The following is a 16,274-nucleotide window of genomic DNA, read 5'->3' as shown; positions in this document are numbered from 1 at the left end:
CACCGCCGCGAACGCGCTCTCATAGGCACTTGCGGCCGCGGTGGCTTGGGCTCCCGCTTCCTTGGCCTGCGCCGAGGTCGCCAACATCCATGCGACGTAGGGCGCGGCCGCGGCGGCCATGGCGCCCGCCGACGGGCCGGCCCACGCCTCGTTGGTCAGGCCCTCGATGATCGACCGGTAGGACGACGCCGCAGACTGCAATTCGGCCGCCAGCGCGTCCCACGCGGCGGCGGCCGTCAACATCGGTCCCGCCCCCGGACCCATGTACATCTGGCCGGAGATGATTTCGGGCGGCTGGAGAGCGAAGCTCATCGCCGTGACCTCCCCGCGCTGGCCGGGTGGGTGACTGCCGGTGACGAACGGGCACTGGTCGCCAGAGTGGCGGCAACCGTCCCACCCATTGGCGACATTTGCGGCTGCGCAGTCAAAGTGGGCATGGGTTGTCCGGTCCGTGCGATCAAAGCCGTTCGAGGAGTCATGTCGAATGCCCCATCAATCCTCCGGGACCACGATGATCGTGGCCGTGGTGGCAACGCCGTCGGCCGCCGCCGCTGCGACGCCGGTCGTGCCATTGCTGACGGTGCGCACACCGACCCCAGCCAAGGCACGTCCGGCCAGACTCGCCGTGGCCATCTCGCCGAACATGGCCCCTTGTGACGTTGCGGAAATGGCCGGGACAGCCCCCAAACTCGCGCCCGGCAGCACCGAGGCGACTGTCTTCATCACGGGCGCGGCGGTGGCCCAGCCTTGCGGCACCGACAGCGATCCGACCATGGTCGCGCGGCCCATCGATCCCGCCACGCCTCCCGCCTCTGGTGTCACCGTCGAGATGTAACCACCCCGTAACGGCGCAAGTGGCGACAGCGCTCCGGAGATGGCCTTCCCGCCGCCGAGCAGTTCGGCGACACCCGGCGCGTTCTGGGACAGACCCAAGGCCTGCAGGGACAGCAGCCACCAGCCGCCGGGCAGGATGATCGCCCCAATGGGGCTGTAGGCGCCGGTGAGGGCGGCGAAAAATGGCCTGAGGGCGGCCGTGACGGGGTAGATGGCTTCGATGATTGATGCCGCCGGCGTCGCCGCCGACGGGGTCGTCGCCAGGCCTTGCAGCATGGTGGGCGCCAGGTTGATCACGGCCGACAGCTGGGATGGGATGTCCGACGCGGCACTTTGCGCCACCGCCGCGGATTGTCTTGCCACCCCGGATGTATCAGTGGTCGGCGGTGGCTCGGTGAAGGGCGCCAACTGCGTGGCCGCTGCCGACGCTGCGGCGTAGGCATACATCGCTGCGGCATCCTGGGCCCACATCTCGGCATACTCTGCTTCGGCAGCCGCGATGGCCGCGGTGTTCTGACCGAGGAAATTGGTGGCGATCAGCGTCATCAACAGGCTGCGGTTGGCGGCGATCACCGGTGGGGGCACAGTCGCCGCGAAGGCGGTCTCGTAGGCCGCGGCAGCGAGTCTGGCCTGCATCGCGGCCTGCTCTGCCTTTGCAGCCGACTCGGTCGCCCATGCCACGTACGGGGCGGCCGCGGCACTCATCGCCATGGCCGCCGGTCCCAACCAGGACCCGACGGTCATGCCCGAGATCGTCGAGCTGTAGGCCGCCGCGTAGGAATGCAATTCGGCTCCCAGCGCGTCCCACGCCGCGGCGGCGGCCAGCATGGGCCCCGATCCGGGACCCACGTACATCCGTCCTGAATTGACCTCTGGTGGCAGCGCCCCGAAGTCCACCCGTTGCCTCCCGTCCTCCTTTGGCGCCAGGGTAGGGGCGGATATGCGACCACCTCGCCAATCAACCGAGGCTCAAATGGAATTCATGAGATTCTTCAAAAAGACATATATATGTTTCATGTGTTTATTGAGTGCGCTCGTGACCGTCCCTCGGCTGGAACTTCCCAGGACGGCATCTGGCGGCGGCACAGGCGCGGCATCTTATTGCGAACTGCCCGTCTGTGGGAATCGGTCGGGGCGGGTATCGCCAGATGAGTCAGAGCCATTGGCTGCCAGGCGATTTGGTGACCAGCCTGTTATCGACTGCCCGCCAAGGTTTTCGGCGCCGGTGGCGAACCAGTCATCGGCGGAGCGTGAGGCACGACCGCCGACGTGCGGCTGCAGTGTTCCTGTGTGCAACCCGCTGCCCTGCACCAGGCAGCGCAAGCCGCCCACTGATTCCTGTTAAGGGGCGGATTCGGGCCGTGCGCGACGGCTCTTGGATGCCCGCTCGAACACCATCGCCGCGTGGCCCCGGGGCGGCAGGTGCGAGCGGAGCCATTCCGATCACGGCCGAAATGACGACGCTGAGCGCCGGTGGCAGTCTCATGGCTCGTGGTCGGCACATGTTAAGGCGGACGAGGCGCCCCAGTTATGTTCGACGCTAAAGCATTCGAACTCGGCTACCGGCTCGATCACCACGGCACGCCGCGGCTCACGCCTTGGAGAGCTGCTGAGGACAGTAATATTTCGCGGAAAGCACGGCGAAGTTCGACGCCATCTCCATGTCCATCCCAGGATTGTGGGTTTTTACGTCGTGCACCACTTCCAGGCCCGACTCGCCGTTGTTCAGGCACGAGCACACCGCCCTGCCGGCCGCGACGGCCGAACCCGGGCTGTTGAAGCTGAACCCGGCTTGCTGCAGCGCGGCGACGAACCCCCCGTCGTCGCCCTCCGGCGCAGGCGGAGGATCGGCGTACGCCGGGGCGGCAAGGCCGATGGTCGCCAATATGCCAAGTAGCGTCAGTAGTCGTTTCATCTTTGCCACCCTTTCCTCGGGTTTTCGGTTTCACTGCCTGGCTGCGCCGATTGCTTTGTCCCTCAGCCGGACTGGGCATCGGCCGGGAGAACTTTCGACTTGTCGCCCTTCTTGAGGTGCACCGCGTGAATGCCCGGCTTCTTGGCCAGCTGCTCGAGGAGCGCGTCGAGATTCTCTTGATCGACGTTGTGGTGCTGCACGGTCTCGGGCTTCTCCGAGATTTGTGCGACAAGGCGTTTCAGCTGTTCCGGCGATTGCTTGTCTTTGAGGTCCTTGATGGGAGTCATCCGGTTGCGCACACCCGCCCGGGCGACGGTGGGCGCACCGGAGCCCACCGCGCTGCCCAGCATCCCGGCCAACCCCATCGAACTGAACAGGCTGCCCTGGCCCAGCGCGGCCGCGGGGACGGCTTCGGAGCCGGCGACCGACAGCGCGGCGGCGACTGTTCGGATGGCCGGGGTGGAGGTGGCCCAGCTCGGCGGGATCGACAGCTTCCCAACCAGGGTGCCGGCATTCCCCATCCCGGCGATCGGGCTGATCGAGCTGTACAAGGTGCCGCGGCCGAAACCCAGCGCACCCAACCCGGCGCCCAGCGCATCTTTCGGCAACGCCCCGTACCCGACAGGCGGGGCGAACTTGAGCCACTGTGACAACGGGAAGTTGATCAGCAACCCGATGTCATTGAACTGCGTGGTCAGACCCAGCGGCACCTTGACGGCGTTGTACATGGCCGTGTAGAAGCCGGCCCCGCCCGGGACGGTGTTGAACAGATCGGTCACGAACGTTTGGTAGAGATTGGCCAAGTTCGCCGGGATGGAGAAGGGCCCGCTGAAGGGCAAGCTGGTGGACGCCGCCGATGCCGCAGTGGTGGCGACATTGGCGGCCGGGGCGCTCGCCGCCGAACTCACCGCGGCCGCTTGCATCGGTTCGGCGGCCTCGTTGGTGGTTTTGGGCGCAGGGCTGAATTCCGCCAGATTGTTGGATGCGGTCGCCGACGCGGCGAAGTACGTGTCCATTGCCGTGGCATCCTGTGCCCAAAAGTCGCTGTATTGGGCCTCGTTCGCGGCGATCGCCGAAGTATTCTGCCCGAACAGGTTTGTCGCCACCAGCTGCGCGAGCAAGGCTCGATTTTCAGCGATCATCGCAGGCGGCACGTGCGCGGCGAATGCCGTCTCGTAGGCGCTGGCCGCCTCGGTGGCCTGCTTGGCGGATTGTGCGGCCTGCGTGGCGGTTTGCTGCATCCAGGCCACGTACGGCGCTGCCGCGCCGGCCATGGCAATCGACGAAGGACCCACCCAGGGCCCCGCAGTCAGGCTCGAGAGCACCGACGAATATGACGTTGCGGTGGCCTGCAATTCGGTGGCCAGGTTCTGCCACGCCGTTGCGGCCGCCACCAACGATCCCGCTCCCGGACCGCTGTACATCCTGCCCGAGTTGAATTCCGGCGGAAAGGCTCCGTAGAACATCGCTCGTACCCCTTACCTGGCTGCTCGGATCGACAGCGCTTGGCTGCCATATGGATTGGTCATCGCGGTCATTCCTCGAGGCACGGAATCACGATGATGGTGGCCGCGGCCGGATCAGCCTCGGCGGCAACGCCGCCGCCCAGCGAACCCGCAACGGAGGCGGCGCTGCCCACCGGCCGGGTTGCGGCGGCCGCGACGGCGCGCCCGGCCAAGCTGGATAAGGCCATCTGGTTGAAGACCCCCTCCTCACCGGCCAACGAGGCGGGCACCGCCGCCATGTTGGCCGGCAGCCCCTGGGCGAGGGTTCGGATCGCGGGGGCGGCTTCCGCCCATCCTTGCGGCACCGAAATGCTGCCCACCAGAGCGGCTTTGCCCATCGACCCCGACACGGGGCCCGCTCCGACCGCGGAGCTGAGCATCGGCTTGACCGCGTTAGCACCACTGGTCAGTGGCGCCAACGCCCCGGAGATGGCTTTCGGCCCAGCCAGATACGCGGCCGCGCCTTGACCGTTTTGCCCCCAGGCATACGCCTGGCCGAACGACAGGAAAGGCCCGCCGGGGATGCTGCTCCATGACTGGGGCGAGAAGGGTCCGGTCACCACCGACCAGAATTCGTTCCAGTTCGTGATGAAACTCGGCACTGTAAGTCCGCTGCCCGATGACGGATCAGCCGCTGTTGTCGCGGCTTGTACCGCCGGCTGCATCCCGGTAATGACCTGGGACACCTGAGCAGCGGTGTTCGAGCTCGGTTGCGCCGCGCTTTGACTGACCGAAGCCGCTTGCATCGGACCGGCCGAGTCGTTGGTGGTTTGCGGCGGCTCGCCGAACGGGGTCAGCGCAGCGGCAGTCGCCGACGAGGCCGTGTATGCGTACATTGCGGCGGCATCCTGCGCCCACATCTCCATGTAGTGGGCTTCGGTGGCGGCGATCGCCGGGGTGTTCTGGCCGAGGATGTTGGTTGCGACCAAGGTCGCGAGCAGCGAACGGTTGGCCGCGATCACCGGCGGTGGAACGGTTGCCGCGAACGCGGCCTCGTAGGCGCCGGCTGCGAGTTTGGCCTGCGCGCCCGCCTGCTCGGCTTGCGCGCCCGTGGCATGCATCCACGCCACGTACGGTGCTGCGGCGCTTGCCATTGCGATGGACGAGGGTCCCGTCCACGGACCCGCTGCGAGAGTTTCGATTGTCGAGCTGTACGACGCCGCAGTGCTTTGCAGCTCTTCGGCCAGTTCGTCCCACGCCGCCGCGGCGGCCAGCAGCGGCCCAGATCCCGCTCCGACGTACATCCGCCCCGAGTTGTATTCCGGCGGGTAGGCCCCGAAATCCAACATCTAGGTCCTCCGCTCCCTCTTCTGACGACAATGGTGAGCAACGCTTTTCGACCTCGACGTCGGCTGCGCCGGAGAATTCGCCGAATGTGTTACCTGATACATAGGCGGATTCCATGTGGTGCACACAACAAAGCCATGCTGCTCCTAGCTCTGAATCCACGCCGAAACGGCGTGCGGACGACTAGTCAAGCCACGCTGCTGTTGCCCTGACGATGGTGCCGATCGCTTATGTCGCCGCGCGTTCCCGTCAGGTAAATCCTTGTAAAAAATAAATATCGCTGGGTTCGAGAGCTTGTGAGAGATCCGCTGCCCAACACCAGTTCAGTGGCGTAAATCACTCAAATCGGCCGTCGGTCGACAGCAATCAGCGACGGCTCAAAGTAGTAGCAATTATCGCCGCAATTTCGGCAGCTAATTATTCACTGGATCGGCGACGTCGGCGACCGCATAAACCCCTCGGAAGCTATCTTCCGATATTCGATCGTAAGTTCACCAACCTTCCGAATCGATCTTCATTGATCGCGACGGTTGAAAGAGATGGATCCGCATCCGTGGCACCCGAAAATGGATCCGCAACTTTAAATCCGCCGCGGAAGTTCATCCGGCGCATCCGGTCATTCTCCGGAATTAACCAATTCGTACCGACGGCGCCGTCGGCACTTGTTATGTTGCTGCCCGTCGGCCCGACCACGCTCGGTGGCAACGGGTCACCGATAGACGACCTGAAGGCGGCGACCCACCACCGGCACGGCACTCTGGTGCGCTACCGCCCCACAAGCCTTCGGCGACAGGCACATCGGAGCCAATGGCCTGGTGCCTCCCGGCCTCACAGCGGGCAACGCGGGCGTGGATAACCACACCGTGCAGACCCACATCGCCGAGCCAGTCGTTGATCGTCACACCGTTCCCCTCGAGCTCACCTATACGAGTAGACGCGGAAAGTCTGCTGTGGCACTGATTAGCTACTGACAATCTCCTGTGGGGCGATTCCGGCTGGCTCACAGGCATTTTGGGCCGCTGTGAGCCACCCCCAACGTACCCATGCCGTTGCTGGCACTGCCGGATTTACAAAGTCGGAATTGTAAAAAAGTGCGCTTGCCAAGCGCTGGTTTCGAGTGCGTCCGGCTCAACCGGCGGTCGGCGGACGGGCTATCACCCGGGGCCGGAATCGATAAAGCGCGCAGCCGGGGAGGACGCATTCGAACTCAGCCTCGACAGCTCCGCCAGGCCGCTGAGGCCTGGGTTGAGTCAACTTGACGTGCAAGCCATTCCCGGCGGTTCACCCGACTGTCACCTAGGGATGCATGTGCGACGGCACCCCTTTTTGGCAGACGCGCCGGCCGGATGACGATCGGTCAGTCGGACTTTTTCTCCGCGACCGCCGCGCGGAGGCCCTCGGCGAGATCCTCCTGCGTCAGTTCCTTGAAACGCAGCAGTTGACGTTCGCTGAATTCGGTCACATCGCTGGCCAGCACCGCATCCAGGTCTTCGTCGTCCAGCCGGAAACTGCGGTGATCGCGGGCCTTCTCCACTACGTTGCGGACGAAACCCGCATTGCCGAGTGTATCGATGCCGCGAATGAGATCGCCATCCTCCGAATAACTTTCGTCGAGGTAGAACTTCGTGTAGGACGGTAACAACGCCTGTGCCGATTCATCGGTGATGACGTCTTCGTTCTCTTGGCCCATCAAGCGGGTCAGCGCGACCAGCTCGTCCGGGGTGTAGCTGAAGAATTCGATGACGGTTGAAAAACGCCGTCGCAGGCCCTGATTCACTTCGAGCATCTTGTCCATGGCCTTTGCATAGCCGGCACCGAAGACAACCAGCTCGTCGCGATGATTCTCCATATACAACAGCAACGTATTGATGATGGCGTTGCCGTATGGGTCACCCTGCTGGTAGCCCTTCTCGTGCAGCGTGTGCATCTCATCGAAGAAGACGGCGCCACCCAAGGCGCCCTCCAGGAGCTCCTCGGTGTTCTTCTCCGCGTCGGCCATGTAGCGACCCAGTAGCTTGGTGCGGCTGGTTTCGACCACAACGGGCTTGCGCAGCACGGTCAACCCACACAGTTGCTTGCTGAAAGCCCTTGCCACCGAAGTCTTTCCGGTACCTGGCGGGCCGAGCAACAATGTGTGGCGTGACGTAACCGGCACCGGAAGGCCCATCTTGGCGCGGGCCAGATTCACCTTGGTCGTCGATTTGATGAGCTTGATCTCGCGCTTGGCGCGTTCCATCCCGAGCATGGCGTTGAGCTCGGCGTCGCCTTCGGCCAGATATCTCGCCGCCTCTTCGGCGTGGCGGGCGGCTTCGGCTTCGGCCCGGGTCGGCGCGCTTTCCGGGTCCCACGGGTCGGTCCGGGCCTCGATCGTTTCCGGGTCTGTCAGGACCAGGCGGAAGTTGGGGTTGTCCAGCGCTTCACGGGCCGGCGTGAACTTCGGGTCCCGCGAGTACACGCGCCGCAGCAGCTCGACGGCCTCGTCCTCGCGGCCCAGGTGCCGCAAGCACATGCCCTGGGTGTACAGGGCGATGTTGGCGGCGCCCGGCACCCGATCGCCTTCGATCGCCTCCTGGCCCCGGCGCAAGGCCTCCTCGAACACGCCCAGCGAAGCCAGCGCCGTGGTGGCCATCGCCGCACCCGCGGCCTTCAGTTCGGGCTGCCGCCAGCTCTTCCCCTCGGCGAACTGGTTCAACACATCCGGCCACCGGGCCGTCCGGAAGTACAGTACGCCGCGGACGTAGCTGATTAATTCCTCGTCGACGGGTTGGCGGGGCTCGACGCCGTCGATCAGTTTCGCGGCTTCCTCGTAGCGTTTCGCCTCTGCGAGAACCGCAGCGTACGCACACGCCAATGTCTCCACGGAGGTGACCGCCAGCCGCAGGAACAATCCGTCGGAAACCTCAGGACGGAACTGCAACTCGGTCACGCCGAGGCGGCGGGTCTCCCAACCGAAGGTCCGGATGGAGGACCACGCACCGGAAAGCACGTCGATGCTCTGCTCCCCCGCCAGAATCCGCGCGAGCCAGGCGTCACACATCGCTGGATCGAGGTTGGTCGCCGTCGCGAACATCTGCGACGCCACCTGCGGATTGTGGCTGGGCTGCAAGCCATTGACCGAGACGCCGGAGGCCAACAGGCCGGCGACCATCGCGTTACGGGCGCCCTCAGCGGTGGATTGCGGCCTCGTCATTGCGCCACAGGTGCGCCCGCCGAGATCCCCCGCGGCTGGTCGACGGATAGCGCGAGGTCGTTATCGTCGGCGCGTAGTGGACGGCTCGGCACGAGCAGTAGGGGGCGCGCCGTCGGGGCGGGCAGGCTGGCGCGCACCGCGGCCAGCTGGCGTCCGGTGAGACGGTTGAGCCCTGACGAGACGTTGCGGCGCAATCGCTTCTCGGTGTGGTACCGCACCCATGCCGATACCTGCGGCCGGCCACCGCGCGAGGTGAGCCGGAGGGTCAACACCGTGGCAACGGTTTCGTCCTCCCACAGTTCATCCAGCTTGTCGGTGGTGATGTCGGACGGCGACAACCACAGGCTGGTGACGAACCCGTTGAAGTGCTTGAGGCGCCGCCAGCCGGGGCGACTCCAGGTCGGTTCCAGATCGGCCAGCACCGCACGATCGACGTCGGCGAGCTCCTCCGCGGTCAAGGGCCGGGCCGCGCAGGTCAGCCCGTCGAGATCCTGGGCGAGCCGCTCTGTGGCGGCCACCAGGGTCGACGCCAGCGAATCGCGGGCCGCCACTGCAGCGACGTTGCGCTGCGGATTCATCCGCAACACTAGCCATGTGCGGCGAACGTAGGAGCTGGGCGCATCGCTGGCCACCTCCCACTCTTCGGGGCCCCAGTCGTCCATCTTGGACGGCTCGGCGGCGCTGGCTTCAGGGCCACCGCGGCGGACCTTTACGGACACGATGTCGATGTCGTCGAGATGAATGTCGAACTGGCGCAGCCCCGAAGCGACGGCTGACACCAACAGGGTGGGCGGCGAGTGCCGGTGACGAAGGCGCGAGGCCGACTCGTTGTCACCGCCGTTGATAGCGATCACCGTGACCAGTTGGCCTTCGTGCTGCCGCACGCCCACCCTGTCGCGCCCGTACCTGCGTTGGTAATCGAGGGCCGGGGTGCAACCGGCGGCCAGCGCGGCGCCCGGGTCGGCGGACCAATCCCACAGCCAGGTGGCCAACCCCGTCGTCACGGTGAGGCCGTGGTAGGTGACCAGCGACAGCAGCGTCACCAGCACGGCCAGCCCGACGCCCACCCAAAACGCGATGCGGTACGTGCCTTGCCAGGATTCGGGGCAGTGGCTGGCCACCACCATGATCGCGACGTCGACCAAGAACACCGTGGTCACCCGCGGCCACGACAAAGACAACCCAAAACTGCGCTGACGCTTCATGAGTGCTGTTGCTCCGCCCTTATTGCTGTTTCCGCGATCGCTTCATCAGCATCGCCGTACCGAACACTCCGCCGCCGATGAGCAGCGCCCCAAGCAAGCCTCCGGCGGCTACCCACACTGGCACCATATCCCGGTGCGGCACGGGTTTCGGAATGTTCAACGGCGCCGAAAGTTGCTGCGGCGGCTTCACCGGACCGTCGGGTACATCCCAGGTCAGCGCCGCGACCGGGTCGACGACACCGTGGCCGACCTGGTTATCCACGCCACGCGCCGGCGCACGAGCGGTGCGGGTAAGCCGGTTGATGACCTGGTATGCCGATAGCTGCGGAAACTTGGCCCGCACGAGGGCCGCAACGCCCGACACGATCGCAGCCGAGAAGCTGGTGCCCGCCGGAACCAGCAGCGTGTTGTCCGGTCCGTCGATCGCGTTGATCAGGCCATCGTCTCGGGGCGACAGTCCGATGACATCCGTTCCCGGCGCGGCGATCCCGACCCACGGCCCAGCCACACTCGTCGACGCCTGGCCCTGGTTGCCCTGGCTCAGCGGGCGGCCTTCGGTGTCGACCGCGCCGACCGTCAGGACGTAGTCGCTGAACCAGGACGGCGTCACGACCGTGGTGACCGCGTTCCAGTTGCGAGGATCGTTGGGCTGCAACGGATCATGGGGCGGATTTTGCTTACAGTCCTTTTTGTTGGTGTCGCCAGCGGCGGCCACGATGACGGCGTTCTTGTCGACCGCCGCGTAGCGCACCGCCGCGCCCAGCGAACGTTGGTCGATGATGTTGCGCGCGCTCATGCAGGTCACATCGGAGATGTTGATGACCTGGGCCCCCATGTTGGCGGCGTGCACAATGGCGCGCGCCATCGTCTGAACGTTGTCGATTTTCGCCGAGGTCTGCGGGTCCTCGTCACCGGTGTAAGCGTCCTTGAGGCCGAAGGCCTGGCTGGACTGCCGGATCGCGATGATGTCGACATCCGGGGCCACCCCGCTGAACGCGTCCGGACCGGCCTTCGATGGTGGTGGTGGCGGTGGTGGCGGCGGGTCGAGCGGTCGCGGGCCGCGCAGGTTGTCGACGTTGGTTATGCGCCCGCCACCGGCATAGCCGGGGATGGTCACCGTGCCGTTGCCGTGGCTGGCCGCCGGCGCCTGCCCATTGGGGCCCTGCCCACCTTGCGATGGTCCCGGGGGCGGGCCCGCGGGTGGTGGAACCGCCGGCGCCGGCGGCGCAGGCGGCACCCCGAAGGGACCCGGGGGCGGCGCTTGTTCCTGAGACTGCGGCGGCGGCGGGACCATCGTCACGGTCTGAGGCAACGGTGACAGGGTCACCGTCTGCGGCGGTGGCGCTTTGGGCGGTGGCTCGGTGGTGGGCACGGTGACCGGTTTGCGTGGCGCCGCCGGCGGCACTCCCGCCCCGTCGGCCGGCGCCGCACCGATCATGGACGCAACGATGGTGCCGTGCGCGTCGCAGTCGGACAATCCGTCCCCGGCCATGATGTAGTCACCGCCGGGAATCAGGTGCGCAAACCTGGGGTGCGGCGTCACGCCGGTGTCGATGACGGCCACCTTCACGCCGGCACCGCGACCGAACTGCCATGCCTCCTGCAGATTAAGCATGTCCATGTACTTGGGTTGCAGCCGGAAATCGGTTCCGGGCAGCACGCCCACCTCGGTGCAGTACGAGTTCTGCTTCATCGGCGCCCCGGGTCCCGGCGGACCGTCCGGCGGGACCGCGCCCGCGTCAATCGTCGGGGGCGAGATGGCGTAGGCGGGCGGCAGGCCGGCTAATGCGCCCGACGCCAGCAAGGTCGCGGCGATGGTCGCGGCGGATACGCGACCACGCCACACCTTGCCGTCAGCGATAGCGAATTGCTGCATAGACATTCATCAACCACAATGCCAGCGGGAAAATTGGCATCAGGCAGAGGTATTCAATCCATTCCACGAATTTGCGGAACAACGGGCTGTAGACGGTATTCGGCACCACGGCCGCCGATGTCAGTCCGGCGGCCGGCAGCAGAACCAGGATCGCCGCGCTGACCGAAACCGCGAGCGGGGACTGCAATACCACCGCGTAGCGCAACACGACCGCACCCACGATCAGCACGGCCGTGCCGGCCAGGGTGATCGCCTGCCAGCGGTCGACGTAGGAGCGGCCGCGCAGCATCAGGAATCCCGCGCTGAACCCGGCCAGCAAGAGCGGCAGCCAGCGCTGTCCGGTGTGCGGATCCGACAGTGCGGTCAACGAGACGATCATCAGCACGCCGAGCCCGATCAGCAAACCCGACAGGAAGGACCGCGCACGTTCGGCCTGGGTCAACACGTCGCGGACGGATGCGGGGCCTTCCAGCGCCGGAGGACCACCGTCGGAGCGCACCACGGTGGTGGGCAGGTCGGGCCGGGCCTCGAACACCCACCGGCTGGTCGCCGACGGGAAGACGGGCAGCCGGATGCCTGCCAGTCGCCGCGAGATCGCCGGCGCACTTTGGTAGAACATCACGGACACCAGCACGACGCAGGTGAAGAGCGTCACGGCGCTGGTCATGGCCACCATGCGCGCGAGCGCGGCCACCGCCGTGATCAGGCTGACGGTGACGATGGCCGTGTAGATCGCCAGCCGGCGACCGGTGAACCGCAGGGCGAGGATCGCAAAGATGGTGAGGACGCCGAAACCCAACACTGCGTGCGGCGATCCGACGCCGCCGGGCGGCGCCGCCGCCGCCGCGAGCGCCACCGGTGCGAGACTGCTCAACAGCATGATGTCGGCGACGCGCCGGTCCTGTTGCGAGTGCGCCCTCATCAACAGCAACAACGAAACACCAAGCACCACGGCGCCGATCACGCCCGCGTACACGGTCGGAAGCCACGAGTTGTGGTGCCAACGCCACCAGCCGAGCAGGCCGGCCGCGGTCGTCACCCCGATGGCCACCATCGACGCGCCGACCTGCACCGCGACCACCGGGTCTATCGCGGCGAAGCGCTTGCTGAGGTCCGCCGCGACCGCGGTGGAGATGTGCTCGATAACCTGCGAGCGGTGCTCGGTGTCCGGGATGAACCGGATCCACAAGCGGTCGCCGTCGTAGACTTCCTGCTCGCTCAGCGATTGGGTGGCCCGCAGCGGCGAACCGTCCACCAGGCACAGCGCCCAGCGGCCGCGGCCCGACGCCTCCAACGGAGTCTCGCCGAGCTCCCGCAGCCGGCTGTTGACCACCTTCAGCAACGGGTCGGTCATTACCGAGACGGGGGCGTTGGCGTCCAACAAGACGCCGATCTGGACACCGGTGCCGGCCATCACGCCGACGACGACAGCCTGAGGCTGCGAAATTCCCTCTACGTCAGGCTGTGGTACTTCGACTACCGCGGTCATCGCCTTGCACTCCTTGTGATGAATGTGTGAGCCCATGCCGCCAGTCGCGCGCGGGGGTACGCCGGTCTACTCGTCGAGGGGTTGCCGCCCTCCGCAAAGTGCGTTCCGACCAATTGGAATTCCATCTGCCTCGCCTTGCGATTAAGAGTTGTCGTCGACATCGGCTAGAGATTTGCTGATGTCTTTGAAAGAAGTATGCCGTGTCCGCAGCTCAACCGCATGTTGAGTGCAAAGACATTGGTGAACTCTGTGTTTCGCGCGAATGTCAGACCCTGCTGTGAGTTTTCCACTCGCCGTAGGGAAGTGTGTCCAGCACCGTCTTGACGCCCACCTGCACGAGCTGAGGCGTCGCCGGACAAATGGCCAGCCATGCCTCCCCCGAACCCGCGGTGCGGGCCTGCTGGTAAAGAGCGATGCGGCCGCCGGAGCCGTCTTTGAGGGACAGCACCGACGCACTCGGGCCCTTGGCGTCGTCCTGGTATTGGCGGGCATACACCGCAACCTCGGCAGCCGGGTCGGACAGCGCCTGACCCAGCGCGGCCACGGTGGCGGCGCTGATCCCCATCCGGCGCAGGTCTCCTCCGGAAAACACGTTGAACCCCGACTCCTGCCACGACTTCGTCGCTTCCAGCATTTCCTCGAGCGGCACGTTGACCGCGTTGATTGCTGCGGGCTCGGCATGGTGGATGGACTCCAGCGCGTCGATCACCAGGGACGCGATCGAGGCGCTGTCCGCGACTGCGACATCGTCGACGGTGATCTCGCCGCCGACCCGGACCGCCGACACCCAGTGCTGACCGCGACGGGCCAGAACCACCCGAAATTCGTTGTCGGGGATATCGCGGGAGCCCGGGGGCTGATTCTCGTCATCGAGGACGCCGTAGGCCAGCTTGCCCCGGGACAACAGAGCGACCACCTCGAGGTCCGGCGCCGCGAGCACCCGCATCCGGGCGGCTACGTGCTCGTTCACCTGATCGTTCTCGACGATCCCCTGCTCGCGCATCACCGCCATCCCGGGGTGCTCGTTGAGCCAGTCGTTCGAGTCGGTAGACACATATGGCCGGCACCGCAGCTCCGGCGCGACGTGCCGGATGTCCAGCAGCGCCTGGAGCATCCAGAAACCGTCGACGTTGACAGTGATGTCGGTGCGGGTGCTCTGTTGGTCCATCAAATCCCCACTTGGTCCCTAATTACCTCAAGCCAAATTGCACGGTAACCGCAGGACGCGGCAGCACACCGACGGGTGGTGTGCTGCCGCGCCTGAAGTTGCGGGTTAGGCCCAGGAGGACCCAACGGCGCTGTCGGTGCTGGCCATGTTGCTGCCCGCGGACTGGACCTTCTGTCCGTGTGCATTGGCCTGCTCGTAGATGACCTGGAAGTTACGACCCAACTGGGTGATGAACTCCTGGCATGCCACCGAACCCGCACCGCCCCAGAAGTCGCCGGCAGCAAGCACATCACGAATGATGGCCTGGTGCTCAGCCTCCAAGGACGCGGCCTGGGCGCGGATCAAGGCACCGTGGGCGTCTACGTCGCCGAACTGGTAATTGATGCTCATAACGGTGTACTCCTAATGTCTTCGAGATGTTAGGCAGCTGCGGTAATCGGCGCTAGCTGCCGAGGATTTGCTGCGAGGCCTGCTCTTGCTGCTCGTAGTTGTTCGCGTCGCGAATCAGCCCATCGCGCACTCCGTGGAGCATGTTGACGATGTTGCGGAAGGCCTGGTTGACCTGACCCATGGTGTCGTACGAGGTGGCCTGCGCCTGACCGCTCCAGCCCGCGCCGGCGATGTTCATCGACGACGCCCACATCTTGCGAGCCTCGTCCTCGACGGTCTGGGCGTGCACCTCGAAACGGCCCGCCATCGCCCGCATCTCGTGCGGGTCGGTCATGAAACGTGTTGCCATGTCGGCTGTACTCCTTGCTTGGTGGTTACTGGGTGATGTGGTGAAGACGGTGGTCGAAACGTTTACGCGTTACGCAACCGCCGAGCCGAATGAATAGAAATGACCCCCCCTTCCCGTCAGCCGGCGGCCACCGGGTGTTGTCACGGTGAGACGGACGTCAACCCCGAACCGCGGCGTTTGAGTTGACGGAGTGCGTACTGCTTTGCGGGGACTCATGTGGGCAAAGCCCTGAGACCCCGTGCCCATCCGCTGCTGGGCGGTGACGCTGTACCCCACGGCGGTGACGATCTAAGGCCCCGAAACGCCGACTGATCAGAGCGCGGCAGCGGCGTTGGCCGCCTCGGTGGCAGCGTAGGAACCGGAGCTCGTCGCCAAGGTGTTCACGAACATCTCGTGGATAGCGGCCGCTTGAGCGCTCACCGCTTGGTACATCTGCGCGTGCGCGGCGAACTGAGCCGCGGTCAGTGCCGACACCTCGTCGGCAGCGGCGGGCACCACCCCCGTCGTTGGGGCTGCAGCGGCCGCGTTCTGGGCGCTCAAGGTCGCCCCGATCGCCTGCAGGTTCCCGGCCGCCGCGGCCAAAGCCTCCGGCTGTGTGGTCACGAACGACATATTGTTCCCTCCTAGTTACATCCCCGACTCTGTGAGACTAGATGACGGCGGCCCCCGCGGTCGGCGCGAAAGCCCCGTGTTTGCAATTGTTCACTTAGCAGTAGGCTGAATTCACTTTTGGTAATGACACGGTAACAGTGCCTGACCTCGGCCGCTGCCCCTCTCAGGAGGGTCACAGCAAACGCTACCAGTCCCGGGATGGAAACGTTGCTGGTGGTCACCCGCCCCAGGCCCCGCAGCCCCGTTGCCCGGCATACGAAGCTGACTGCCGGTCAACGCGTCGCAAAGATCGAATGCGTTGACCATCCCGGTGGCGCGTCGTTAAGACCTCCTTTCGCTCATTCAGCCGTTGAACCGACGTCGATCAGCCGGCAAACGGTGGGCGGGCCATGACGGTGGGCCGGAATCCGTACTTGGGTCCGGCGACTCCGTGGCCTGCGGCGCCCGCGCCGGC

The 16,274-nt window shown here is 65.7% G+C and carries 13 protein-coding genes and 1 pseudogene; all 14 read right to left on the bottom strand.

Translation table 11 applies throughout. The annotated features are described in order from the left end of the window. Window positions 1-312: PPE domain-containing protein (locus A5686_RS00065; RefSeq protein WP_156749877.1), on the bottom strand; the 312-nt coding region annotated here is incomplete at its 3' end. 180 nt (window positions 313-492) lie between these two features. After that, entirely contained in the window at window positions 493-1,731 is a 1,239-nt protein-coding gene (locus A5686_RS00060) for a PPE family protein (protein WP_082947388.1), read from the bottom strand. 694 nt (window positions 1,732-2,425) lie between these two features. After that, complete coding sequence (locus tag A5686_RS00055; protein ID WP_067929741.1) at window positions 2,426-2,749, bottom strand: DUF732 domain-containing protein; 324 nt, start codon at window positions 2,747-2,749, stop codon at window positions 2,426-2,428. A gap of 62 nt (window positions 2,750-2,811) precedes the next feature. Then, entirely contained in the window at window positions 2,812-4,215 is a 1,404-nt protein-coding gene (locus tag A5686_RS00050) for a PPE family protein (protein ID WP_067929740.1), read from the bottom strand. 68 nt (window positions 4,216-4,283) lie between these two features. Beyond that, window positions 4,284-5,543, bottom strand: coding sequence for a PPE family protein (locus A5686_RS00045; protein ID WP_067929739.1), 1,260 nt, complete (start codon window positions 5,541-5,543; stop codon window positions 4,284-4,286). A gap of 1,355 nt (window positions 5,544-6,898) precedes the next feature. Next, window positions 6,899-8,731, bottom strand: coding sequence for a type VII secretion system ESX-5 AAA family ATPase EccA5 (gene eccA5, locus A5686_RS00040; RefSeq protein ID WP_067929738.1), 1,833 nt, complete (start codon window positions 8,729-8,731; stop codon window positions 6,899-6,901). Further along, entirely contained in the window at window positions 8,728-9,936 is a 1,209-nt protein-coding gene (gene eccE, locus A5686_RS00035; RefSeq protein ID WP_067929737.1) for a type VII secretion protein EccE, read from the bottom strand. The genes eccA5 and eccE overlap by 4 nt, the downstream gene beginning before the upstream one ends. A 19-nt stretch (window positions 9,937-9,955) precedes the next feature. After that, the gene (locus tag A5686_RS00030; protein ID WP_067929736.1) at window positions 9,956-11,812 is read right to left on the bottom strand and encodes a S8 family serine peptidase; all 1,857 of its coding nucleotides are present in this window, start codon (window positions 11,810-11,812) and stop codon (window positions 9,956-9,958) included. Continuing rightward, complete coding sequence (eccD, locus tag A5686_RS00025) at window positions 11,790-13,301, bottom strand: type VII secretion integral membrane protein EccD (protein ID WP_067929743.1); 1,512 nt, start codon at window positions 13,299-13,301, stop codon at window positions 11,790-11,792. The genes A5686_RS00030 and eccD overlap by 23 nt, the downstream gene beginning before the upstream one ends. Window positions 13,302-13,566: 265 nt before the next feature. Next, window positions 13,567-14,469 carry an ESX secretion-associated protein EspG gene (locus A5686_RS00020; protein WP_067929735.1) on the bottom strand — a complete coding sequence of 301 codons (903 nt, stop codon included), beginning with the start codon at window positions 14,467-14,469 and terminating at the stop codon, window positions 13,567-13,569. A gap of 105 nt (window positions 14,470-14,574) precedes the next feature. After that, window positions 14,575-14,859: a WXG100 family type VII secretion target gene (locus A5686_RS00015; protein WP_062899478.1), complete on the bottom strand. Its 285-nt coding sequence runs from the start codon at window positions 14,857-14,859 to the stop codon at window positions 14,575-14,577. A 52-nt stretch (window positions 14,860-14,911) separates the two neighbouring features. Beyond that, window positions 14,912-15,208, bottom strand: coding sequence for a WXG100 family type VII secretion target (locus A5686_RS00010; protein WP_067929734.1), 297 nt, complete (start codon window positions 15,206-15,208; stop codon window positions 14,912-14,914). A 312-nt stretch (window positions 15,209-15,520) separates the two neighbouring features. Next, window positions 15,521-15,820, bottom strand: a complete 300-nt coding sequence (locus tag A5686_RS00005; RefSeq protein ID WP_067929733.1) for a PE family protein — start codon at window positions 15,818-15,820, stop codon at window positions 15,521-15,523. A gap of 364 nt (window positions 15,821-16,184) precedes the next feature. Further along, window positions 16,185-16,274, bottom strand: a pseudogene (locus A5686_RS26235) (hypothetical protein); the annotation flags it as partial.

The organism is Mycobacterium sp. E2479, from assembly GCF_001667925.1.
Taxonomy (GTDB): domain Bacteria; phylum Actinomycetota; class Actinomycetes; order Mycobacteriales; family Mycobacteriaceae; genus Mycobacterium.
This window is presented reverse-complemented; position numbering and strand designations above follow the sequence as displayed.

Bases quoted from the DNA above. Each gene is read 5' to 3' on its own strand.
- A5686_RS00005 (WP_067929733.1), bottom strand. From the start codon at position 15,820: ATGTCGTTCGTGACCACACAGCCGGAGGCTTTGGCCGCGGCGGCCGGG.
- A5686_RS00050 (WP_067929740.1), bottom strand. From the start codon at position 4,215: ATGTTCTACGGAGCCTTTCCGCCGGAATTCAACTCGGGCAGGATGTAC.
- eccA5 (WP_067929738.1), bottom strand. From the start codon at position 8,731: ATGACGAGGCCGCAATCCACCGCTGAGGGCGCCCGTAACGCGATGGTC.
- A5686_RS00015 (WP_062899478.1), bottom strand. From the start codon at position 14,859: ATGAGCATCAATTACCAGTTCGGCGACGTAGACGCCCACGGTGCCTTG.
- A5686_RS00010 (WP_067929734.1), bottom strand. From the start codon at position 15,208: ATGGCAACACGTTTCATGACCGACCCGCACGAGATGCGGGCGATGGCG.
- A5686_RS00055 (WP_067929741.1), bottom strand. From the start codon at position 2,749: ATGAAACGACTACTGACGCTACTTGGCATATTGGCGACCATCGGCCTT.
- A5686_RS00030 (WP_067929736.1), bottom strand. From the start codon at position 11,812: ATGCAGCAATTCGCTATCGCTGACGGCAAGGTGTGGCGTGGTCGCGTA.
- A5686_RS00020 (WP_067929735.1), bottom strand. From the start codon at position 14,469: ATGGACCAACAGAGCACCCGCACCGACATCACTGTCAACGTCGACGGT.
- eccD (WP_067929743.1), bottom strand. From the start codon at position 13,301: ATGACCGCGGTAGTCGAAGTACCACAGCCTGACGTAGAGGGAATTTCG.
- eccE (WP_067929737.1), bottom strand. From the start codon at position 9,936: ATGAAGCGTCAGCGCAGTTTTGGGTTGTCTTTGTCGTGGCCGCGGGTG.
- A5686_RS00045 (WP_067929739.1), bottom strand. From the start codon at position 5,543: ATGTTGGATTTCGGGGCCTACCCGCCGGAATACAACTCGGGGCGGATG.